The 21,024-nt window shown below is 66.7% G+C and carries 24 protein-coding genes; 7 read left to right on the top strand and 17 right to left on the bottom strand.

Annotated features, from left to right (window positions below; all coding sequences use genetic code 11):
- Positions 1–229: 229 nt before the first annotated feature.
- Positions 230–751, top strand: coding sequence for a PAS domain-containing protein (locus H7X47_RS13330; RefSeq protein WP_193369178.1), 522 nt, complete (start codon positions 230–232; stop codon positions 749–751).
- A gap of 14 nt (positions 752–765) precedes the next feature.
- Here H7X47_RS13330 and H7X47_RS13325 read toward each other — a convergent pair whose 3' ends face one another.
- The 9 genes from H7X47_RS13325 to H7X47_RS13285 all read right to left on the bottom strand — a co-directional run bounded on the left by H7X47_RS13325 (position 766) and on the right by H7X47_RS13285 (position 8,500).
- Positions 766–1,941 carry an aminotransferase class V-fold PLP-dependent enzyme gene (locus H7X47_RS13325; RefSeq protein ID WP_193369177.1) on the bottom strand — a complete coding sequence of 392 codons (1,176 nt, stop codon included), beginning with the start codon at positions 1,939–1,941 and terminating at the stop codon, positions 766–768.
- 10 nt (positions 1,942–1,951) lie between these two features.
- The gene (locus tag H7X47_RS13320) at positions 1,952–3,052 is read right to left on the bottom strand and encodes a tryptophan 2,3-dioxygenase family protein (RefSeq protein WP_193369176.1); all 1,101 of its coding nucleotides are present in this window, start codon (positions 3,050–3,052) and stop codon (positions 1,952–1,954) included.
- Positions 3,053–3,109: 57 nt separating this feature from the next.
- On the bottom strand, positions 3,110–4,189 hold the full coding sequence (locus H7X47_RS13315) for a WD40/YVTN/BNR-like repeat-containing protein (RefSeq protein WP_193369175.1): 1,080 nt from the start codon (positions 4,187–4,189) through the stop codon (positions 3,110–3,112).
- A gap of 6 nt (positions 4,190–4,195) precedes the next feature.
- Positions 4,196–4,465 (bottom strand): MoaD/ThiS family protein, encoded by a 270-nt coding sequence (locus tag H7X47_RS13310; protein ID WP_193369174.1) that lies wholly within the window; start codon positions 4,463–4,465, stop codon positions 4,196–4,198.
- A gap of 120 nt (positions 4,466–4,585) precedes the next feature.
- On the bottom strand, positions 4,586–5,455 hold the full coding sequence (gene rfbA, locus H7X47_RS13305; RefSeq protein ID WP_193369173.1) for a glucose-1-phosphate thymidylyltransferase RfbA: 870 nt from the start codon (positions 5,453–5,455) through the stop codon (positions 4,586–4,588).
- Complete coding sequence (gene rfbD / locus H7X47_RS13300) at positions 5,452–6,381, bottom strand: dTDP-4-dehydrorhamnose reductase (protein WP_193369172.1); 930 nt, start codon at positions 6,379–6,381, stop codon at positions 5,452–5,454. The genes rfbA and rfbD overlap by 4 nt, the downstream gene beginning before the upstream one ends.
- Positions 6,382–7,467: a dTDP-glucose 4,6-dehydratase gene (gene rfbB / locus H7X47_RS13295; protein WP_193369171.1), complete on the bottom strand. Its 1,086-nt coding sequence runs from the start codon at positions 7,465–7,467 to the stop codon at positions 6,382–6,384.
- A gap of 75 nt (positions 7,468–7,542) precedes the next feature.
- The gene (gene rfbC / locus H7X47_RS13290; protein ID WP_193369170.1) at positions 7,543–8,109 is read right to left on the bottom strand and encodes a dTDP-4-dehydrorhamnose 3,5-epimerase; all 567 of its coding nucleotides are present in this window, start codon (positions 8,107–8,109) and stop codon (positions 7,543–7,545) included.
- Positions 8,110–8,215: 106 nt separating this feature from the next.
- Positions 8,216–8,500, bottom strand: a complete 285-nt coding sequence (locus H7X47_RS13285; protein ID WP_193369169.1) for a hypothetical protein — start codon at positions 8,498–8,500, stop codon at positions 8,216–8,218.
- A gap of 275 nt (positions 8,501–8,775) precedes the next feature.
- On the opposite strand from H7X47_RS13285, the gene ggt reads away from it, so the two are divergent.
- Genes ggt through H7X47_RS13270 form a run of 3 tightly spaced genes read left to right on the top strand, consistent with a single transcriptional unit; the run spans position 8,776 to position 12,226 of the window.
- Positions 8,776–10,371 (top strand): gamma-glutamyltransferase, encoded by a 1,596-nt coding sequence (gene ggt, locus H7X47_RS13280; RefSeq protein ID WP_193369168.1) that lies wholly within the window; start codon positions 8,776–8,778, stop codon positions 10,369–10,371.
- Positions 10,372–10,398: 27 nt separating this feature from the next.
- The gene (locus tag H7X47_RS13275) at positions 10,399–11,103 is read left to right on the top strand and encodes a ribonuclease activity regulator RraA (protein WP_193369167.1); all 705 of its coding nucleotides are present in this window, start codon (positions 10,399–10,401) and stop codon (positions 11,101–11,103) included.
- Positions 11,104–11,155: 52 nt separating this feature from the next.
- Positions 11,156–12,226, top strand: coding sequence for a zinc-binding metallopeptidase family protein (locus tag H7X47_RS13270; protein WP_193369166.1), 1,071 nt, complete (start codon positions 11,156–11,158; stop codon positions 12,224–12,226).
- Here the strand turns inward: H7X47_RS13270 and H7X47_RS13265 are convergent.
- From H7X47_RS13265 to H7X47_RS13245, 5 genes are all read right to left on the bottom strand, one after another.
- Positions 12,223–12,573: a hypothetical protein gene (locus H7X47_RS13265; RefSeq protein WP_193369165.1), complete on the bottom strand. Its 351-nt coding sequence runs from the start codon at positions 12,571–12,573 to the stop codon at positions 12,223–12,225. The genes H7X47_RS13270 and H7X47_RS13265 overlap by 4 nt on opposite strands.
- A 286-nt stretch (positions 12,574–12,859) precedes the next feature.
- Positions 12,860–13,036: an FYDLN acid domain-containing protein gene (locus H7X47_RS26530; protein ID WP_193369164.1), complete on the bottom strand. Its 177-nt coding sequence runs from the start codon at positions 13,034–13,036 to the stop codon at positions 12,860–12,862.
- Positions 13,037–13,120: 84 nt separating this feature from the next.
- Entirely contained in the window at positions 13,121–13,318 is a 198-nt protein-coding gene (locus H7X47_RS13255; RefSeq protein ID WP_193369163.1) for a hypothetical protein, read from the bottom strand.
- Positions 13,315–13,623 carry a hypothetical protein gene (locus tag H7X47_RS13250; protein WP_193369162.1) on the bottom strand — a complete coding sequence of 103 codons (309 nt, stop codon included), beginning with the start codon at positions 13,621–13,623 and terminating at the stop codon, positions 13,315–13,317. Before H7X47_RS13250 ends, H7X47_RS13255 begins: the two co-directional genes overlap by 4 nt.
- Complete coding sequence (locus H7X47_RS13245; RefSeq protein WP_193369161.1) at positions 13,620–14,198, bottom strand: hypothetical protein; 579 nt, start codon at positions 14,196–14,198, stop codon at positions 13,620–13,622. The genes H7X47_RS13250 and H7X47_RS13245 overlap by 4 nt, the downstream gene beginning before the upstream one ends.
- A gap of 573 nt (positions 14,199–14,771) precedes the next feature.
- Here H7X47_RS13245 and H7X47_RS13240 point away from each other — a divergent pair.
- The 3 genes from H7X47_RS13240 to H7X47_RS13230 all read left to right on the top strand — a co-directional run bounded on the left by H7X47_RS13240 (position 14,772) and on the right by H7X47_RS13230 (position 16,136).
- On the top strand, positions 14,772–14,981 hold the full coding sequence (locus tag H7X47_RS13240; protein ID WP_193369160.1) for a cold-shock protein: 210 nt from the start codon (positions 14,772–14,774) through the stop codon (positions 14,979–14,981).
- A gap of 224 nt (positions 14,982–15,205) precedes the next feature.
- A complete protein-coding gene (locus tag H7X47_RS13235) occupies positions 15,206–15,517 on the top strand; it encodes a hypothetical protein (RefSeq protein ID WP_193369159.1) in 312 nt (103 codons plus the stop codon).
- A 103-nt stretch (positions 15,518–15,620) separates the two neighbouring features.
- Positions 15,621–16,136, top strand: a complete 516-nt coding sequence (locus H7X47_RS13230) for a GNAT family N-acetyltransferase (protein ID WP_193369158.1) — start codon at positions 15,621–15,623, stop codon at positions 16,134–16,136.
- Between the two features lie 16 nt (positions 16,137–16,152).
- Here H7X47_RS13230 and H7X47_RS13225 read toward each other — a convergent pair whose 3' ends face one another.
- Genes H7X47_RS13225 through metF form a run of 3 tightly spaced genes read right to left on the bottom strand, consistent with a single transcriptional unit; the run spans position 16,153 to position 21,023 of the window.
- Entirely contained in the window at positions 16,153–16,530 is a 378-nt protein-coding gene (locus H7X47_RS13225; protein ID WP_193369157.1) for a hypothetical protein, read from the bottom strand.
- A gap of 33 nt (positions 16,531–16,563) precedes the next feature.
- A complete protein-coding gene (metH, locus tag H7X47_RS13220) occupies positions 16,564–20,064 on the bottom strand; it encodes a methionine synthase (protein WP_193369156.1) in 3,501 nt (1,166 codons plus the stop codon).
- On the bottom strand, positions 20,061–21,023 hold the full coding sequence (gene metF / locus H7X47_RS13215) for a methylenetetrahydrofolate reductase [NAD(P)H] (RefSeq protein ID WP_193369155.1): 963 nt from the start codon (positions 21,021–21,023) through the stop codon (positions 20,061–20,063). Before metF ends, metH begins: the two co-directional genes overlap by 4 nt.
- Position 21,024 lies beyond the last annotated feature (1 nt).

Here is a 21,024-nt window from a genome sequence, read left to right as displayed (position 1 = left end):
GAACTAGCATTGCTGCTCAGCGAATTCTGATCATCAATCTGCTTGCAGATCACCCTCTGCTGGGGCAGCTTGCGCGCGACCCAGCGCCGGCATGACGCCTTCTTGCGCGCCGCTTGCGGAGACCCGACCGATCTTCTCGACCAAACTTCCCTTCCCGTCGCCTTCCTTTGCCCGATGGCGCGAGGTCGCCGAAGGCGCCCGCGGCTATCTGGCAAGCCCGGAGGCGCCCATGCTGCTGAACGCCTGGCTTGCCGCCGGCAAGGGCGCGCAGCCGCCCAGCCGTCGCGACCTGGCACCGGAATCGATGCCGCGGATCCTCTCCGACATCTGGCTGATGGACTACGTGCGGGAAGAGGCACGCCTGCGCTATCGCCTGGTCGGCGAGAACATCCGGGCGCGCTACGAGTTTCCCCTGACGGGCGCCTACCTGGACGACACCCTGGCCGAGGAAGCCCGCGAAACCGTCGTCAGCTACTTCCGCGCCTGCGTAGAACGGCCGGCGATCTGCCTCGTGGTCGGGCGCCTCTATCACGAGTGGCAGCGTCCGAGTTACGGCGAACGCCTGCTGCTGCCGCTGCTGGACGAAGACGGTGCGCCGGAAGGGCTCATCGGCATCACCATCTGCAAGCAGACCTTCCCCAGCCGTACGATCGCCGAGGAGCGCGCCAAGCGCATCACCTGCATCCTGCCGCTGGACGGCTCGGCCGCGACGGAAAAGGAAGGCGTGGTCCCGGTTGTGTTCAGGAACTGAGGCCTGTTCCTGCCCTAGAGAGCCGCCAGACGCCCCAGCAGATCGACGACGTCCGCCGCCTCCTGATAGAGCCCGAAGCCGAAGCGCAAGCGGCTGCCGCGATAGTCGCTGGCCACGCCCGCGGCCGTGAGGCGCGCATGCAGGTCCGCCGCCGCCGCTTCACCGCCCAGGTCGAAGGTCAGGAAGTTGCCGCAGGGCAGCTTTTGTGGATCGAGCAACAGGCGCTCCAGCGGCAACGCAGGGCTCGGCCGCGCCTTCAGCCCCGCGAGGAAGCGGTCCTGCAAGGCACGCGCATGGGCGTGGATGCCCGCCGCGTCCAGCCCCAGTGCCTCCAGCAAACGCAGCACGGCCCGCATCCGGTAAAGTCCTACCGGGTCGAAGGTGGCGCCGAAGAACCGGCCGCCGTCCTCGGCGTAGGCGATGCCACTGCCGCCGGCCTTGGTCAACTTCCCGAAGGCGGCATACCATCCGGTGTCACGCGGACGCAGCCCATAGCCCGGCGGCGCGTGCAGGAAGCACACGCCCTCCCCTGACATGGCGTACTTGTAGCCGCCGGCCAGGTAGAAGGCCCGCGCGGCGATGCCGCCCAGGTCGCTCGGCCGCGCCAGGAAGCCGTGGTAACCGTCGATCACCACAAAGGGTTCCGCCGGCAGGCCGTCCAGCAGGGCTGCCAGGTCGGTGAGCGCAAAGCCTGAATTGAAGAACACCTGGCTGACGAAGATCATGTCGTGACCGCCCTTCGACGCGGCCGCCGCGAAACGTTCGGCGAAGCTGTCGAAGGGCTCGACCGGCACCCGCGTCACCTCGGCCAGGCCGTCCTCCTCCAGCCGTGCGATCTGGCGGGTGAAGCTGTGGAACTCCCCATCGCTGGTCAGGATGCGCGGCGGCCGCTCGGCCGGCAGGCAGGACAGCAGGCGCTTCACGAGTTCATGGGTGTTGGGCGCGAAGGCGAGGCTCGCGGGATCGGGCAGGTTCAGGTGGCGGGCGATGCCGCGCTGCACCTCCGGCATGACCTCGCCCAGGACCAGCTCCCACTTGCCGCCGGTCAGGCGCGCCGCGTCCTGCCAGCACTGCACCTGGGCGTCGAAGGTGACGTCGGGCCAGTAGTGGTGGCTGTGCGCCGCGAAATGCAGGCGTCCCGGCGCGGCCTCGATGAAGCGCTGGAAGTGCGCCTTGTAGCTGCCGCTCACCCCATCCCCCTTACGGCCGGCCCGCCGAATAACTGTAGCCCATGACGTTGCGCAGCGGCTCGGGCAGCGGCGGCAGCGCCGAGCGCGGGATGAGGAAGGTCGAGAGCGCGAAAAGGTCGCCGAAGACGCGGTAGCGCCGCGCCGCCTCGGCCAGGTAGTCGTGGCCGGAGGAGCCGCCGGTGCCGAGCTTCATGCCGATCATGCGCTGGGCCATGAGAGCATGGCGATAGCGCCAGGCGGTCATGGTCTCGTCGATGTCCATCAGCAGGCTCAGCAGGCGGAAGGGCAACTGCAGCACCGGCTCGTCGCGGTAGAGGTTTATGAACAGCGCCGCCTGCAGGGCCCGCCAGGAGAGGCGCCAGGCCCCCTCCTTCACCAGCTCCGCATGGCGCGCCTCGTCATAGATCGCCTCGAAGCGCACCCGCGCCGCCTCCAGGGCGGCGAGGCCGGCGGTCTTCTCCTCCTCGGCGATCTGGGCGCTGCCCCTGAGGGTCGCCGTGTCCTGGTCCAGCATGCGCGCCACGGCGGCGCGGTAGGCCTCCTGGAACTTGTAGCCGCCCAGCTCCACGAAGGGCGTGCGTTCCAGCCAGGCCTCGATGCGGTCGCTGAGGTTGGGCCGCTTCTCCGCCTCGCGCAGCTTCGCGCGATCCGCTTCGCTGAGGCGGGCGTCGAAGGGCTTGGCCTCGAAGCCAATGCGGTCCTGCCGGCGCAGGCCGAGCCCCATCTCGATGAGGCGGAACTGCAGCGACTGGAAGCCCGAGGACGGGAACAGCAGGTCGCGGAACTCCAGGAAGTCCAGCGGCGTCATGGTCTCCAGCACGTCGAGCTGGGCGATCAGCAGCTTCAGGACGCGCTCGATGCGCTCCAGCGCCGCGACCGCCCGACCGATGTCGCGGTCGTCCAGGTTCTCGGCGGCGAAGATCGCATCGATCCGCGTCATCTCGTGCAGGATCTGCTTGAACCACAGCTCGTAGGCCTGGTGCACGACGATGAACAGCATCTCGTCGTGGGCCGGCTTGCCCAGGCGCACGCTTTCCGGCGCCTGGGCGCCGAGCAGCCGGTCAAGCTGCAGGTAGTCGGCGTAGTAGAGCGGCTTCTTCTCTTCGCTCACGACTCTGGTCCTCCGGCGGCGGTGCCACCGCCAGCGAAGCCCAAATCGCGTAGCCGATCAAGGCTTGCCGACAAAACAGACCTGGGCAATCGGCGGCAGGTGTGTGCTCAACAGCCGCCAGGACTCTCCGGCATCCTCGCTCAGCCACAGGGCTCCGGTGGTCGACCCCATGATGAGCGCCCTGCCGTCTCCACCTACCGCCAGGGCATGGCGGTAAACCAGGTCGAAGGCCGTCTCCTGCGGCAGCCCTTTCGAAAGGGTCTCGAAACTGGCACCGCCGTCGCGCGTGCGGGTCACCACGAAGCGGCCGTCGACCGGCACGCGGCACGCGTCCTTTACTGCCGGAACGAACCAGGCGGTCTTGGGGTCCTGCGGATGGGCCGCGACGGCGAAACCGAAGGCCGAGGGCGCCACCTCCTTGATTTCCGTGAAAGTGTGGCCGCCGTCGTCGGAGCGGAAGATGCCGCAATGGTGCTGGCACCAGACCGTGTCCGGCGCAGCCTGGCAGACCGCCAGGCGATGCGGGTCTTGTATGGTGGGATCGTTCCGCCGGTCCGGCGGCATGTAGTCGGCGGCCAGCCCCTTGCCGCCCAGGGTCCAGCTTTCCCCGTCGTCCTCGCTGATCCAGACACCGCCGCAGGAAATCCCGACGACGAGCCTGCCGTTATCATCGACGTTGATGGAATGGATGCCCGGATCGTCGTAGCCGCCGCCGAACCATTCGCTGCGGGAGGGCTGGTTCCAAAGGCTCTCGACCAGTTCCCAGGACTCGCCGCGGTCGTCGGAGCGGAAGAGGCCCCCCGGCAGCGTGCCGGCCCAGAGGCGCTTGGGCTGTTCAAGGCCGCCGCGGGCCAGGGTCCAGATGAACTTCAGGCTCGCGGCGTCTTCGCCCTCGCCCGGTGGATAGGCGGGGACCGGCAGTTCCGTCCAGGTTAGGCCGAAGTCGTCGGAACGGTGCAGCTTGGCCCCGAAATGACCGAGATTCAGGGCCGCGTAGATCGCCCCATCTTGCTCGTTCTGCATTACGGCGGACACCGGATCGCCGAGAAAGCCGACGGGACGCGGGTCGCCCGCCACGCCATTGAATCCAACGCCGAAGAGACCCTTGCGGGTCGCCACCAAGATATGCTCGCCCATCTCTGCCTACCCACCTGAAAGTGCCTGGAAAACAAACACCTCATCGTCGGGACGCACGGCATCGCTGAGGCCCTCGCGATCGGTGATGAGCACCGAGTTCACGAAAACGTTCACGTGGCGCCTGAGGCGGCCCTGGTCGTCGACGATGTAGGAGCGCAGCAAGGGACGCTGCTCGAAGACCGCCGCCAGCACTTCGCACACCCGCGCACCGCTGGCTTCAAGCGACGGCACGTCGAGATGGCGCTGCAGGTTGGCGGTGAACGTCACACGTGGCATGGCGCGCTCCTCAGGCAGGAGCCTGCCTCCGTCGCGCAGTGAATTCAATTGCCAACAAACTGACAACAGTGCCCAGGAGCGTCGGCGTATTTCCGCAACTGCGAAGAAGGCGCCGGCCCGTTAGAGCCCCTCGGCGACGCGCAGCAGGTAGAGGCCGTAGTCGTTCTTGCGCAGCGGCTCGGCCAACGCCCGCAGCGCGTCGGCGGTGATGAAGCCCTTGCGAAAGGCGATCTCCTCCAGGCAGGCGACCTTCAGGCCCTGGCGATGCTCGATGGTCTGCACGAACTGGGCGGCGTCGATCAGGCTGTCGTGAGTGCCGGTGTCCAGCCAGGCATAGCCCCGGCCCAGGCGCTCGACCTGCAACTGCCCGGCCTCCAGGTAGCGCCGGTTGAGGTCGGTGATCTCCAGCTCCCCGCGGTCCGAGGGCTTCAGGTCGGCGGCGATATCCGCCACCTGTTCGTCATAGTAGTAGAGCCCGGTGACGGCGAAGCGCGACTTCGGGTGGCGCGGCTTTTCCTCCAGGCTGACCGCCCGCCCGGCGGCGTCGAACTCGACCACGCCGTAGCGTTCGGGATCGGAGACCTGGTAGCCGAAGACCGTCGCGCCCTGGCGCAAAGCGGCGGCGCGCATCAGTACGTCCTGCAGCCCCTGGCCGTAGAAGATGTTGTCGCCCAGGATCAGGCAGCACTTTTGACCGGCGATGAAGTCGCGGCCGATGAGGAAGGCCTGGGCCAGGCCCTCCGGCTTCGGCTGCACGGCGTAGCTGAGGTTGATCCCCCACTGGCTGCCGTCGCCCAGCAGCTCGTGGAACAGCGGCGCATCGTGCGGCGTGGTGATGACCAGGATGTCGCGGATGCCCGACATCATCAGCACCGACAGCGGATAGTAGACCATCGGCTTGTCGTAGACCGGCAGCAGCTGCTTGCTGACCGCCCGGGTCACCGGATGCAGCCGGGTGCCGGAGCCGCCGGCGAGAACGAGACCTTTCATACCTTCCCCCTTAAGCCCTGGCCCTTTTCCTGCGGAACCAGCAGTTCCTGCAACACAGTCGACAAACCGCGCCGCCAGTCGATCGGCCCCTGCCCGAAGGTCACCTGAAACAGGCCGGAATCCAACGTGGAATCCGGGGGGCGACGCGCCGCGGTCGGATAGTCCGAGGTGGCGATGGGGCGCAGCTTCGGCCCCTCGCGGCCGGTGATCTCCTCCTGCCCGATGAAGATCGCCTGGGCGAAATCGTACCAGGAGGTGCGCTCCGCCCCGGCGCAGTGATAGGTGCCGTAGGTCGTCTCGTCCAGCCGTTCGGCCACCACCAGAACGGCTTCGGCCAGGGCCGCCGCCGGGGTCGGACAGCCGTGCTGGTCGGCGACGATGGAGAGTTCCTCGCGCTCGCCGCCGAGGCGCAGCATGGTCTTCACGAAATTGCCGCCCGCCGCGCCGAAGACCCAGGAGGTGCGCAGGATGACATGCGCCGGCAGGGCCGCGCGCACCGCCGCCTCACCCGCTTCCTTGCTGCGGCCGTAGACGTTCATCGGGTGGACCGGATCGTCCTCGCGATAGCCCGCGCCCTTCAGGCCGTCGAAGACATAGTCGGTCGAGAGGTGGATCAGCGCCGCGCCGCTGTCGCGGCAGGCCCGGGCCAGGTGGGCCGCGCCGTCGCGGTTCACGGCCATGGCCAGCGCTTCCTCGCTTTCGGCCTTGTCGACGGCGGTGTAGGCGGCGGCGTTGATCACCGTGACATAGCCGCGCCCCAGCGCCTGCTTCACGGCGGCGGCATCGGTGATGTCGAGCTGCTTGCGGTTGAGGGCCGTCAGGGCCAGGCCGCGGCCCGCCGCCAGCTTGCGGACCTCGTGGCCGAGCTGGCCCTCGGCGCCGAGCAGCAGAAGCGGCCCCGCCGCGCTGTCCCCCGCCGCGGACATCTATCCCGCTTTCTGATCGGCTTTCGACAAGCCGAGGCGCTCGCCGGCGTAGCGGCGCTCCAGGATGCCGCGCCACCAGTCCTGATGCTCAAGATACCAGACGACGGTCTTGCGCAGGCCGGAGGCGAAGCTCTCCTGCGGCGTCCAGCCGAGCTCGCGCTTGATCTTGGAGGCGTCGACCGCATAGCGCAGGTCGTGGCCCGGCCGGTCGGTGACGAAAGTGACGAGGTCGCGCCGCCCGCCGCCGCCCTCGACCGTCTCGGCACGCGGGCTGAGCTCGTCGACCAAGTCGCAGATCATGTGGACCACGTCGATGTTGCGCATCTCGCTGTCGCCACCGACGTTGTAGGTCTCACCGACACGGCCTTGCGTCAGCACCGCGACCAGCGCGCGGGCGTGGTCTTCCACGTGCAGCCAGTCGCGCACGTTCTCACCCTTGCCGTAGACCGGAAGCGGCTTCTCGGTCAGCGCATTGATGATCATCAGTGGAATCAGCTTCTCGGGAAACTGATAGAGGCCGTAGTTGTTGGAGCAATTGCTGGTCACCACCGGCAGGCCGTGGGTCTGGTGCCAGGCGCGCACGAAATGGTCGGAGGACGCCTTGCTGGCGGAATAGGGCGAGTTCGGCTTGTAGGGTGTTTCCTCGGTGAAGTGGCCCTCCGCCCCCAGGGCGCCGAAGACCTCATCGGTGGAGATATGATGGAACCGGAATGCGGACTGCGCCGGCCCTTCCAGCGCGCGCCAGTAGTCCGTCGCCGTCTCCAGCAGGCGGCAGGTGCCGACCACGTTGGTCTGGATGAAGTCGGCGGCATCGTCGATGGAGCGGTCGACGTGGGATTCAGCGGCCAGGTGCATCACCGCATCGGGCCGATGCGCGGCGAAGACCTCGCGCAGCGCCGGACCGTCGCAGATGTCGATCTTGGCGAAGGCGTAGTTCGGGCTCTCGCCCGCCTCCTCCAGGGCCTCGGGCGTCGCGGCGTAGGTCAGCTTGTCGACGTTCACCACCGCTGCAGCGCCCTCGCGAATGAGGTGGCGGATGACGGCGGAGCCGATAAAGCCGGCGCCGCCGGTGACCAGGATCTTCATGCAGCCCCCTTCGCCGTCCTGCGCCCACCCCAAGGTGTTCCGGATGAACTTCCCAGACAGGCTGCAGAAAACCTTCTAACGCCCTTGGTCATATTGGAAAACCCTTGATAAATCCCTTAGCCCCGGCCAGGCCCGATCACGCTCCGACAGCATCGTGCCGGCCTCCGCCGGCCAGTCGATGCCGAGTTCCGGGTCGTTCCACAGCAGGCCCTGCTCGGCCTCCGGCGCATAGAAGTCGCTGACCTTGTAGAGGACCTCGCTGCCCGGCTCCAGGGTGCAGAAGCCGTGGGCGAAGCCGACGGGAATGAAGACCTGGTTCCAGGCCTCGGCGGAGATCACGGCGCTGACGTGCCGGCCGTAGGTGGGCGAGCCGGCGCGCAGGTCGACCGCCACGTCGAAAACCGCCCCGCGGATCACGCGCAGCAGCTTCGCCTGGGCGCGCGGCGGCACCTGGAAGTGCAGGCCGCGCACGGTGCCCGCCTCGGCAGAGAGGGAGTGGTTGTCCTGAACGAACTCCATGTCGATGCCGGCGGCGGCAAAGGCCCGCTTGTTGTAGGTCTCCGAGAAGAAGCCGCGGTGGTCACCGTGTCTGTCGGGCTTGAGCAGCATTACTTCGGGAATGGCCAGGCTCTCAACGTCCATGAATCAGATCTCGTAGCGAACGACAGCAGGAAAGGCACGGGCCGGCACGCGCCGGCGTGGCGCCCGAGTCTCGCGCTGGATCATACTTCAATTCGGCTGATTGTGCTCAGACGCCGCCGGCCTTATCCACCACGGCACGTTGGGCGGCCCCCTGGGCGCCGGGCAGGGCCGGCCGGCTCAGCGACATGATCTGGATGCCCTGCGCGGCGAGATAGGCTTCGGCGGCGGCGCGCGCCGATGCGTGCGAATCCTCGAAGCCCTCGGCATAGAACTCACCCTGGTGTTTCCAAGCCACGCGCCAGCGGTAGCCCCGGCGTCCGCGCGGGCCGTTGGGGCCGGGGTTCCCCGGCCAAGGTTCGACAACGAGATTGTAGTTCTTGAGACCGTGCATCCCGACGCAGCCTCATTCCCCGTGGCGCAGGCAGAAGGAGTCTTGGCTCTGATTGCAACAAGGTCACTATAATCGATGTGATGAGGAGCCGTGAGGAAAAATCGGCGGGTTTCCTCAAGAATCGTTCGTGCGGGAATTTAGAGGGGGGCTTCCCAAGAACCGGTTCGCCCGCTACATCAAGGGTCTAGGGATATGGGACGCCGGTCTGCTGGGAATGCCGGCGCGCGCCTCGCCCTCAGGGGCGCGACATCTGCGACAAAGGAACTCAATAACTTATGAGAAATCTGGAACTGCCCGGCCGCTCGGTCGCCCGCGCGCTGAACGGCATGGCGGCGACTTCGCACAGCCTGGCGACGCTGACGGCCATCAACGTGCTGCAGGAGGGCGGCAATGCCATGGACGCGGCGGTGGCGGCCTGTGCGGTTCAGGGCGTAGTGGAGCCTGAATCCACCGGCCTGGGTGGTGACTGCTTCGTGCTCTTCGCCCCCAAGGGCAGCAGCGACATCGTCGCCTTCAACGGCTCGGGCCGGGCACCCCAGGCGGCCACCGCCAAGTGGTTCGCCGACCAGGGCATCGACAAGATCGAGCGTTATACCCCCCACGCCGTCACCGTGCCCGGCGCGGTCGACGCCTGGGCTCAGCTGCTGCGCGACCACGGCACGCGCAGCCTGGGCGACCTTCTGCAGCCGGCGATCCGCTTCGCGCATGAGGGATACGCGATCACCGAGCGCGTGGCGACGGACTGGGCCGGCGAAGTCGAGACCCTGTCCCACGACCCGGCGGCCAGCGGCATCTTCCTGCCGAACGGCAAGCCGCCGGCGCTGGGCAGCATCCATAGCCAGCCGGCCCTGGCGGCCAGCCTGGAGCTGATCGCCGAGCAGGGCCGCGACGCCTTCTACAAAGGCGCCATAGCCGAGGACCTGGTGGCGCACCTGAAGGAGCTGGGCGGCCTGCACAGCCTGGAGGACTTCGCCGCCGCCGGCGGCGAGTACGTCGATCCGATCAAGACCGGCTACAAAGGCTACGACGTCTACGAGTGCCCGCCCAACGGCCAGGGAGTCATCGCCCTGCTGCTGCTGAACATCCTCTCCGGCTACGACCTCCCGTCCCTGGGCGCGATGAGCGCCGAGCGCCTGCACCTGGAGATCGAGGCCACCCGCCTCGCCTACCAGACGCGCAACGCCTATGTGGCCGACCCGGCCCAGGCGGAGGTGCCGGTGGAAATGCTGCTGTCGGCCGACTACGCCGCCGAGCTGCGCGCGGCCATCGATCCCAAGCGGGCCACGGCGCCGAGCGCCCCGGCACCGGTCGCCGCCCACGCCGATACGGTCTACATCTGCGTGGTCGACAAGGACCGCAACGCGGTCAGCTTCATCAACTCCACCTTCAGCTCCTTCGGCAGCGGCATCTGCGGCCCGAAGACAGGGATCATCCTGCAGAACCGCGGCACCTCCTTCTCCGTCGATCCGGAGCACCCCAACTGCATCGCCCCGGGCAAGCGCCCCATGCACACCATCATCCCCGGCATGGTGGCCAAGGGTGAGCGCGCGGTCATGCCCTTCGGCGTCATGGGTGGACAATACCAGGCCTGCGGCCACGCGCGCTTCCTCACCAACCTCTTCGACTACGGCCTGGATGTGCAGCAATCCATGGACCTGGCGCGCAGTTTCCCGCCGCCCGGCAAGACCGAGGTGGAGGCCGAGAGCGGCGTGCCGCGCGAGGTGCTGGCCAAGCTGGAGGAGATGGGCCACCGCTTCTGCCCGCCCGACAAGCCGATCGGCGGCAGCCAGGCAATCCAGATCGACTGGGACCAGGGCACGCTGGCCGGCGGCTCCGATCCGCGCAAGGACGGCTGCGCCCTCGGTTACTAAACACCCTCCGGACCAAGGAGTTCCGCCGTGACGCTCGACCCCGCCCTGCGTGAAGCCTACGAGAGCATCACCACCGCGACCATCACCACCATCCTGCTGAAAAAGGGCCTGCGCAACGTCGGCCTGCGCGGACCGAAGCCGCTGCGCTCCTGGGGGCGCCTGGTGGGCCCCGCCTTCACCCTGCGCTTCGTGCCGGCGCGCGAGGACCTGGCCACCCCGGCCTCCTGGTCGTCGCCGACCTCCACCCGCGCCGCCATCGAGGAAATGCCCGAGGGCGTCATCACCGTGGTCGACGCCCTGGGCGTGCAGGACGCCGGGATCTTCGGCGACATCCTCTGCGCGCGCATGCGCAAGCGCGGCGTCACCGCCCTGGTCACCGACGGCGTGCTGCGCGACCGCGAAGGCGTGGAGGACAGCGGCCTGCCGGTGTGGTGCAGCGGCATCGCCGCGCCGCCCTCGGTCGCCGGCCTGACCTTCGTCGGCTGGCAGCAGCCCATCGCCTGCGGCGGCGTCGCGGTCTTCCCCGACGACCTCATCGTCGCCGACAAGGACGGCGCCGTGGTGGTCCCCAAGGACCTGATCGAAGAGGTCGCCGCGCTGGGCATCGAGCAGGAGCGCCAGGAAGCCTGGATCATGAAGGAGGTCCAGAACGGCGCCAAACTGCCCGGCCTCTACCCCATGAACGAGGAAACCCGCGCCCGCTACGAGGCGGAGACGAAGAAGGGCGGCTGAAGCATTTGATTTGGCATCGCAAGCGACGGGTCCAAGGGACTAAGGTCTCCGCATGAAACTCTTCGAGTGCCAGGACTGCGGCCAGCTGCTGTTCTTCGAGAATACGCGCTGCGAGCGCTGCGGACGGCTGCTCGGCTACCTCAGCGACCGCGCGGAACTGAGCGCCCTAGAAGCGACGGGAGACAACACCTGGCGCGCCCTGGCCGCGCCAGGCGACCTGTTCCGCTTCTGCGCCAATTCCAATTACGACGCCTGCAACTGGCTGGTGCCGGCCAACAGCGGCCACGCCTTCTGCGCCGCCTGCCGGCTGAACCGGACTATCCCCGACCTCCATGTCGCCGATAACCTGTTGCTCTGGCAGCGTATGGAGGCTGCCAAACACCGGCTGGTCTATGCCCTGCTGCGCCTCGGACTGCCGCTGGTCAGCCGGCACGACGATGCCGAGAAGGGCCTCGTCTTCGATTTCCTGTCGGACAGCGGCACAGCATTTCAGGAAGGCCCACAGGTGATCACCGGCCATGCCGAGGGCCAGATCACCATCAACCTCGCCGAGGCCGACGATGTCGAGCGCGAACGCCACCGCCGCGAGATGGCGGAGACCTATCGCACGATCCTGGGGCACTTTCGCCACGAGATCGGCCATCACTACTGGGAGCGCCTGGTAAGCGGCGGCGTCTGGCACGACAGCTTTCGTGAGCTGTTCGGAGACGAGCGCCGCGACTACGGGACCGCCTTGGAGGCACATTACACCGGGGGACCGCCGGCTGACTGGCGGGAACACTTCGCCAGCAGCTACGCCAGCGCTCATCCCTGGGAGGACTTCGCGGAGACCTGGGCGCACTATCTGCACATGGTGGATACGCTCGAAACAGCCGCGGCCTTTGGCCTAGAAGTTGACGCCAAAGCCGGCCGCCTGTCGCCGTTGAAGATGAAGATCGATTTCGACCCTTACCGCCACGGCGATTTCGATGCACTGACCGCAGCCTGGCTGCCGCTCACCTCGGCGGTGAACAGCCTCAATCACAGCATGGGCCAGCCCGACCTCTATCCCTTCGTTCTGGCGCCCGAGGTCATGGGCAAGCTTCGCTTTGTCCATGGCCTCGTGCACCAAGCAACGACCTAGAACTGGTCGGCCAGCTTCGCCATGCAGGCGGTCGCGACGGCGCGGTCCGGATCGTCCGCCCCAGGCATGGTGGCCCAGCCGGCGTCCATAATCATGCCGCTGCGCTTGTAGCTGCTGGCAGCTTTCAGCTGGGCGAGGGTCTCGGTCATGCGCGGGTCCTGCTTGGACTGCTCGAGACAGACCGGCACCAGAGCGGCGACGACTTCATGGCGGGCCTTTTCGGCCGCCATCTTTTCGGCGGTGCCGCCGGTCACCCAGCCGCCCCAGGAAAATCCGGCAATCGCCAAGGCGACGGCGCCGACTGCGGCACCATAAGCTGCGGGTTTGAGCCATTCGGGAGCGTTCATATCAAGGTCCTCCAATTAGGGAAAAACCACTTCTCCCTTTATATTTAGCATTCTACAGGAAAACACAAATTAATCACGGTATTTATTTTCTGAATATATGAAATATTGAAATATTCCTATCTCATCTAGTTGAATTGTATCATCATTATTTTTGCTATTTATATATTCATCCCGCTACCACACAGACGGTCGTCGTCTTCGGCAACGGCAGTGCTCCACAAAGGCCGGGCTCCATCAGGGATCGCACACCACCGTGGGTCCTACCGGCCCGGAGGACGTGCCGGAATCAGCTCCGAAAAGCCACGCCGCGGCTCGCCCGCACCGGCCTACCCGATCTCGGCAGCTTCTGCGGGGCCGGCTTGGCGCCGCACTTCGGGCAGGTCACGGTCTTCTTGTTCAGGTCGTAGTACTTGCATTCGCAATCCGGGCAGAGATGCTTGCGCCCGCGTTCCGATCTTTCCATTTCTTCAATCCTCAAATGGGGAAAAACACCGGCTCCGGCCGCTTTCAGCGGCCCCGTCATGGCGTGCCGGGCATGTCTGAGACGTCAGCGCCGGCCGCCAGAGCTGCTGGCCCGCACCGGCAGGCCGCTGCGCCAGGCACTCGAGCTCTTGCAGCGCGTGCAGATACGTTCGCCAGCCCATTGGCTCTCGAAGGCACCCCGGCAGCGCAGGCATTGGCGGACCTTGGGGTCGTCCTGTTTCAGTTGGTCGTCCTGCAGGTCGCGCAGCGAAAACTTGGTCATGGCCGATCCTTCGAGCGTTCGCACAGGTTCGCCAGATCCTCGAGGGTCCGGGCGATAAGGGCCTGGCGCTGCGGCTCCTGCGCTTCCGACGTGGCAGCAAAAAGCTCAATCAGGTACTGCGCCTTGACGGCCGCCTCCTGCCAGCTCTCTGCCGGTTGGGAGAGCGCCTTTTCCAGTTCTTCCTGACGCACGCGCAGCGCCTTCTGGTCGAGCTGGAATTCATAGAGCCGCTGTCGGCGGATCTCGGTCTCTTTCATAGAGGTGAAACCGCGATGAGCATCGAGGTCGACAGGATTGTCGGTCATGGCAGCACGCAGATGCCGTCTCGCTGCTCGAAGGGCCGGTCACACTCCCAATCATTGCCGGAATAGTCGAGGTGGGCGTTCTCCGGCATCGTCACGAGAAGACAACCGTCTTCGGTCGGGCTATAGCCTCGTTCGCATTCCCAGCCCGACCCGTAGTTGGATTCCGTCAGGAAACCGTTGCGCGGCACCTGGATGGCGATGCAGGTCTGATCGGCTTCGCGATAGCCACGATTGCAGTTCCAGCGGACCCCGGAGGCATCAAGGTGGCCGTTGGCGGGCACCGGAATGGCAACGCAGGCCCCCCTGACCTCCTGATAGCCGCGCCGACATTCCCAGCCACGCCCGTAGGAGGTCCTCGTCGCGAAGGCGTTGACAGGGACCGAGATTGCGACGCAGGCGCCGTTGGACTCACGATAGCCGCGATTACATTCCCAACCGTTTCCGTAGCTCTTTGCGGCGGCGTTGACCGGCAGGCTGCCCGTTCCCGCGGCCGCGGGTCCGACGATGGCGGCAAGGCTCAGCAGCAAAGGAAAAGCCAGAAGGAGAAAGGCACGATGGAGGCGCTTCGCGTTCATGCAGTTGGACCTTTCTCGAGGGACGGCCTAAAGGCGCCAAACGGCACATCGCTTCCGCAAAGGAAAACAGGTTCGATGACGCCGCCCTACGAAGCCCTCCAGGACCCCAGGGGTCGGAGGCAACGTCGTGCCGCGGCGCGGCAGGGCGAAATACTAGAAACAATATATAAGTTCTACATATCGACTTTCAAGATTACTTACATTTTTTCTGAATTAATTAATTACTATTTTCCATTACGAAATCAAAGTTGAAGATTCTATTCAACAATATAGATTCGGATAAACCGGCAATCCCGCCGGCGGTTCAAGAAATCGCGGCCGTCAATGCTCCGCAAAGGCGGTCGACGGCTTGAGCACCGGCGTCCCCGACCCCAATGGGCGCTATTGCGTATCAGATTGACTTCTGCGGGATAGTCTCTAACGTTCCAGCATACGCGACGCACATGTCGGATGCTGCCTAATACAGCGGAATACCGACTGCCTTAGATATCCGATGACATTGTGAGCGTTCACCGACCGCCTTTCGCCGACTGCGGCAGGCGGTCTTCAGACTCCCGTCAGAGGAAAAGCGCTATGCCGACTGGTACCGTTAAGTGGTTCAACGCCACCAAAGGATTCGGTTTCATCGAGCCCGAGGACGGCTCCAAGGACGCCTTCGTGCACATCTCGAGCGTTGAACGCGCGGGCCTTACTTCGCTGCGCGAAGGCCAGAAGGTCTCCTACGAACTGCAGCCTGGACAGAACGGCAAATCTTCCGCCGAGAACCTGTCCGTTATCGAATAGGCATCGGTCGCGCTCCGGCCTTACCACGGAGCGCCCGTTTGAGTTCAGCTTAGGAGATCCGGCCGGTCGGGCCGGGTCAAACTGTGGCGTGCGCTTGCCGCCATCCCTTGATTGCCTGGCTTCCCGGCGCGGCTGCCGCAGCCGCCCTCCGCCAATTGTCCCGCGCAGCGGGGCGGCGGCGATTTTCACCCGGCGCTTGCCGGAGTAGACAAAGGAGTATCGCGATGTGGAAGCCGACCCGCTCACGGGCCGAGCAGCAGTTCGCCGCCGGCCAGAAGCAAGACCAGACGCTGATCAAGCAGAAGGAAAAGACACAGCGCGAGCGCGATGACCGTATGGCGCGCCTGCGCGACCTGCGCCTCGCCAAGGAGGCGGCTGAAGCGGCTGCCGCCGATCAGCCGGAAGGCGCCCAGAGCGCTCCGGCCCTGGAAGCCGCCACGGCCCCCGAGACAGCCGCCACGGCCGTGGCCGAGCCCGACCCGGAAACCGAATCCTCCGCTCCGCGCCTCCCCCGGGTCCATCCGCACAGGTCCTGAGTTTCCGGACCCCCTATTCACGGCCCGCCGGCGCCCCCCCTTTCTCGCCCTTGCCTGGGCAATTTTCCCTGCCTAGGCTTCGCGCATGGCGTTTGGAAAGCTCATGCCCCGCTACCGCCTGCGCCCCGGCAAGCCGTCGGATGCGCAGGGCCTCTTCGCGGTCCACGACCGGGCCGTGCGGGAGCTTGCGCGCGGCGTCTACAGCGACAGCCAGGTGGAAAGCTGGGTCCAGGGCAACAGCCCGGAGCGCTATGTCGCGGCCATGCGCGAGGACGGCGAGCTTTTCCTGGTGGCGGTGGCGCGGCTGCGCGGCATCGTCGGCTTCTGCGCCTACAAGGGCGAGGAGGTCCGCAGCCTCTACATCGACCCCGACTGGTCGCGGCTGGGCGTGGGCACGTCCCTGCTGCAGCGCGCCGAGGCGGCCATCGCCGGTGCCGGCCACGCCAAGGTGGTGATCGGCGCCAGCCTGGTCGGCCTGCCGTTCTATGAATCACGGGGCTACCGGGTGATCCGGCACCGCCACTGGCGCTCCCGCGGCGGCCTGATGATCCCCGCCGCCGACATGGAAAAGCCGCTGCAAGAGGCTTCCCTCTGCGACCAGGCCCGCCAGACGGGCTGAATTCAGGAAGGCCGCGTCAGAGCGGCTGCAGGAGCGGCGGCGAGCTCTGGCAGAGCGTCTCCTCGATCGCCGTCAGGAAGCCCTGCCCCACCGTCGATTCCGGGTCCATCTCGCGCAGGATGCGGCGGAACACCGTGCTGCCTTCCCGGAAGCTCCGCATATGGGCCACGGTCTCCCGCGCCAGGCGCTCGCCCAGCGGCCAGTCATCCTGATAGACGCCCGTGTCCGCAGGGACGGTCCAGTAGTGCCAGCCGCCTTCGGCGTCCTTGGTGACGGTGGGAAACTTCAGCCATTCATCCTCCCACCAGGCCGAGGCGCGGGCGGCCTCGCGCACGGCCTCGTCCTCTTCCCGGCGGTAAGCCTCGAGATCGAAAACGTCTTTTTCTGCGGCCATCGGGGGGCTCCCTTCATCGAAGCATCGGGCGGTCTAAACCGAGAAGTACTTGGCCTGAGGATGGTGCAGGACAATGGCGGAGGTCGACTGTTCCGGATGCAACTGGTGCTCATCGGACATTTCAACGCCGATCTCGCCCGCCTTCAAGAGGCTCAGCAACTGCTCCTGGTCCTCCAGGTTGGGACAGGCCGGGTAGCCGAAAGAGTAGCGCGACCCACGGTAGCCCTGCTGCAGCATGGCGTCCAGGTCGCGGGAATCCTCGTGCCCGAAGCCCAGTTCGCCGCGGATGCGCTTATGCACGTACTCCGCCAGGGCCTCGGCCATCTCGACGCCCAGGCCGTGCAGGTAGAGGTAGTCCTGGTAGCGGTCGTCGGCGAACCACTCCCGCGCCACGTCGGAGGCGTGCTGGCCCATGGTGACGATCTGCAGGCCGAGGACGTCGCGCTCGCCCGATGTGACGTCGCGCACGAAGTCGGCGATGCAGAGGCCGCCGGCGCGCGCCTGGCGCGGCAGGGTGAAACGCCCGACCTCGCGGTCGTGGTCCTCGGGGTCGAAAAGGATGACGTCGTTGCCCTCGGCGTTGGCCGGCCAGTAGCCGTAGACCGCCTGGGGCACCAGGATGTCCTGCTGCTTGCAGACGTCCAGCATGCGTTTCAGCGTCGGGCGCAGCTCCTTGCGCGCCCAGGCCATGTATTCCTCCAGGGAGCGGCCCTGCTTCCGGAAACCCCACTGGAACTGGTAGAGCATGCGCTCGTTGAGGAAGGGCACCAGGGCGTCGAGCGGCACCCGCGCCAGCACGCGCGGCCCCCAGAACGGCGGCTCGGGGATCGCCACACCGGCGGCCAGCTCGTCGCGGCGCAGGCGGGTCTCCTCCAGGTCGACGGGCCGCTGGTCGGCGCGGTTCGGCGTTCCCAGCGTGCGATTGTTGTTGCTGGGCCGCGCCTGGCGCTTTTCCTGGCGTTCGCTGACGAGAGCGCCGAAGTCGCCGTTGACCACCTTGTCCATCAGCGAGAGGCCGTCAAAGGCGTCGCGGGCGTAGGCGACCTGCCCGGTGGCGTAGGCCGCCGCGCAGTCGGTCTCCACGTAGTTGCGCGTCAGCGCGGCGCCGCCCAACATGACGGGCACCTTCACGTTGTCCTTGGTCATGCGCTCCAGGTTCTCGCGCATCACCACCGTGGACTTCACCAGCAGGCCGGACATGCCCACCGCGTCGGCGCCGTGCTCAACCACAGCGGCCAGGATGTTGTCGATCGGCTGCTTGATGCCCAGGTTGACCACCTTGTAGCCGTTGTTGGTGAGGATGATGTCGACCAGGTTCTTGCCGATGTCGTGCACGTCGCCCTTCACCGTGGCAAGTACGATGGTGCCCTTTTCCTGGCCTTCCACCTTCTCCATGAAGGGTTCCAGGAAGCGCACCGCGGCCTTCATGGTCTCCGCCGACTGCAGCACGAAGGGAAGCTGCATCTTGCCGGCGCCGAACAGCTCGCCCACCACCTTCATGCCCGCCAGCAGGTGAATGTTGATGATGTCGAGGGGCGAGTGCTTCTCCAACGCCTCGTTCAGGTCGTCCTCAAGCCCCTGGCGGTCGCCGTCGACGATACGGTCCTTCAGGCGGGTCTCCACGTCCTCGGCCCGGACCCGCTTCTCGCTGGCCGCCGCCGTGCGGCCCTCGAACAGCTTCATGAAGGCGTGCAGCGGATCGTAGCCTTCCGCGCGGCGGTCGAAGATCAGGTCCTCGGCGACCTTGACCTCCTCTTCCGGGATCTTGTGCAGCGGCATGATCTTGCTGACGTGCACGATGGCGCCCGTGAGGCCGCGCTTGATGGCGTGGTCGAGGTAGACCGAGTTCAGCACATGCCGCGCCGCGGCATTCAACCCGAAGGAGATGTTAGAAAGACCGAGCAGGATCTGGCAGTCCGGCAGCTCGCGCGCAATGCCTTCGATGGCCTCCAGAGTCCAGAGGCCGAGTTTGCGGTCGTCCTCGTTGCCGGTGCAGATGGTGAAGGTCAGCGGATCGATGATCAGGTCGCTGGCCGGCAGGCCGTGCTTCACGCAGGCGAAATCGTGCAGGCGCTTGGCGACCTCCACCTTGCGCTCCGCGCTCTTGGCCATGCCCTCCTCATCGATGGTCAGCGCGATGACCGCCGAGCCGAAGCGACGGGCCAGCTCCAGGCGCTGGTGGGCCGCTTCCTCGCCGTCTTCGAAGTTGATGGAGTTGAGGATCGGCTTGCCGCCATAGAGCTTCATGGCCGCTTCCAGCACCGGCAGCTCGGTGGAATCGAAGACCAGCGGCGCCGAGACCGAGCCGCGCATGCGGGTCACAACCTCGGTCATCTCGGCCATCTCGTCGCGGCCGACGAAGGCGGTGCAGACATCTACGGCGTGAGAGCCCTCGCGGGTCTGCTCAACGCCCATGGCCACGCAACCGTCCCAGTCGCCGACCTCCTGCAGTTCACGGAACTTCTTGGAACCGTTGGCGTTGCAGCGCTCGCCGATGGAGAGGTAGGCGTTCTCCTGGCGCAGGCCGACCTGGCTGTAGAGGGACGCGAGCGACGGGACCCAGAAGTGCTGGCGCTGCTTGGGCGCCGGGCGCAGCTTGCCCTCGTCACCCGCGCGGCGGCGCAGCATGGCGTCCAGAGCGGCGATGTGTTCGGTGGTCGTGCCGCAGCAGCCGCCGATGAGGTTCACGCCGTCTTCCTCGATGAAGCGGTCGAGCCAGCCGGCGAGTTCCTGGGGCTGCAGCGGATAGCGGGTCTGGCCGTCGACCAGTTCCGGCAGGCCGGCGTTGGGCTGCACCGAAAGAAAGCCCGGCCAGTTCTCCGCCAGCCATTCCAGATGCGGCGCCATCTCCTGCGGGCCGGTGGCGCAGTTCATGCCCATGACCGGAATGTCGAGGGCCTTCATCACCGTGGCCGCGGCGGCGATATCGGCGCCGACCAGCAAGGTGCCGGTGGTCTCCACCGTCACCTGTACCATGATCGGCAAATCCGCGCCTGCGGCCTTGCGGGCGAGTTTGGCGCCGTTCACCGCCGACTTGACCTGCAGGGGATCCTGGCAGGTCTCTATAAGGATGGCATCGACGCCGCCGGCGATCAGGCCCTCACACTGGGTCCCGAAGGCGTTTTCCAGGGCGTCATAGTCGATGTGGCCCAGCGAGGGCAGCCGGGTGCCGGGCCCGACGGAGCCCACCACGAAACGGTCGCGCCCGTCGGCGGCGAAGAGCTCCGCGGCCTCGCGGGCGATCTCCGCGGCGCGGCGGTTGATCTCCAGCGCACGCTCGCTGAGGCCGAACTCGCCCAGCGTGATGGGGGAACCGCCGAAGGTGTTGGTCTCCACCATGTCCGCCCCGGCTTCGAAGTAGCCGCGGTGGATCTCCCGCACGATGTCCGGGCGCGAGAGGTTCAGGACCTCGGTGCAGTTCTCCTGGTCCCAGTAGTCCTCCGCCAGGGAGAGGTCCATGGCCTGGACGCGGCTGCCCATGCCGCCGTCGCAGAGCAGGACACGGTCGGAAAGATGATCGAGGAAACGACTCACGAAAGGCCTCCGGCCAAGAGCTTAGGCTGCTCGTTCTGGAACTGACCCGAACGCGCGTCGTTGCGCAGCAGGCGGCACAGGGCGCCCGTCAGATCGGCCCGGTTCAGGGTGTAGATGTGGAAGTCCTCGACGCCCCGCGCCGCCAGGTAGCGGCAGAGGTCGGCGGCGACGGAAACCGCCACCGGAAAGCGCACCGCCGTATCCTCCTCCAGGTCGCCGTAGAGGTCGATCAGCCACTGCGGCATGGCGGCCTTGCAGCTCTCGGCCATCTGGCGGGTGCGCTCGAAGTTCACGATCGGCAGGATGCCGGGAACGATCGGCGCGGTAATACCCGCCGCCCGCGCCCGGTCCAGAAAGCGCAGGTAGTCGTCGGGGTCGAAGAAGAACTGGGTAATGGCGCGGCTGGCGCCGGCGTCGATCTTGCGCTTCAGGTTGTCCAGGTCGGCGGCGGCGTCGCGCGCCTCCGGGTGCACCTCGGGGTATGCCGAGACGGAGATGTCGAAGTCGGCCACCCGCTTCAGGCCCGCCACCAGGTCGGCGGCATAGGCATAGCCCTCCGGGTGCGGAACGTAACCCTGGCTGCCCTGCGGCGCGTCGCCGCGCAGGGCGACGATGCGGCGGATGCCCGCTTCCCAATACTGCTCGGCGATGGCGTCGATCTGCGCCCGGCTGGCGCCGACGCAGGTCAGATGCGCGGCCGGTTCCAGCTCGGTCCCCTGCCGTACCCAGTCGATGGCTTTGAAGGTGCGCTCCTGGGTCGTGCCGCCGGCGCCGTAGGTCACGGAGACGAAGTCCGGCGCCAGCGCGGCCAGCTTGGTCGCCGCCTCGTGAAAACGCGCTTCTGCGGCCGGCGTGGCCGGCGGAAAGAACTCGAACGAAAAGCGGGGCAAGGCGATGTCTCCCTTCGATCCGGAGGGGCCGGAGGCGGAATTGCGGGTCTTGCGGCGGGCGTCGGCCAAG

It is taken from the genome of Pelagibius marinus (assembly GCF_014925385.1).
In the GTDB taxonomy this organism is placed as follows: Bacteria; Pseudomonadota; Alphaproteobacteria; order Kiloniellales; family Kiloniellaceae; genus Pelagibius; species Pelagibius marinus.
This window is presented reverse-complemented; position numbering and strand designations above follow the sequence as displayed.